The sequence below is a fragment of the Mesorhizobium sp. M4B.F.Ca.ET.143.01.1.1 genome, from assembly GCF_004792275.1.
GTDB classification, from domain to species: domain Bacteria; phylum Pseudomonadota; class Alphaproteobacteria; order Rhizobiales; family Rhizobiaceae; genus Mesorhizobium; species Mesorhizobium abyssinicae.
Genome location: NZ_SRSR01000161.1, coordinates 1 through 363, shown reverse-complemented (window position 1 = coordinate 363; position 363 = coordinate 1). Strand labels below are relative to the sequence as shown.

General features: G+C 70.2%; 1 protein-coding gene. It reads right to left on the bottom strand.

Going from position 1 to position 363, the window contains the following annotated elements; translation table 11 throughout:
- Positions 1-363: metallopeptidase TldD-related protein (locus EN786_RS36430; RefSeq protein WP_246688847.1), on the bottom strand; the 363-nt coding region annotated here is incomplete at both ends.

Here is a 363-nt window from a genome sequence, read left to right as displayed (position 1 = left end):
AGGACGGCGAGACGGACGAGCCGCTGCGCGAGCCGCGCCCATTGGTCACAAGGCCGAGCTCCCGCGCGGCCGAGGTCGACAGGAACCAGTGATTGAGCACGCCCTTCTCGACCATCAGGAGCTTGTCGCCCTCGACGCCTTCGCCATCGAAGGGGCGCGAGGCCTGGCCGCGCCGCCGCAAAGGCTCGTCAGTGACGGTGATCGCAGCAGAGGCCACTTGCTTGCCCATCATGTCGCGCAGGAAGCTGGTCTTGCGCGCGACCGACGCGCCGTTGATGGCGCCGGCGAGATGGCCGGCAATGCCGCGGGCAACGCGCGGATCGAACACCACGTCGACCGGGCCGGTCGCAGCCTTGCGGGCGC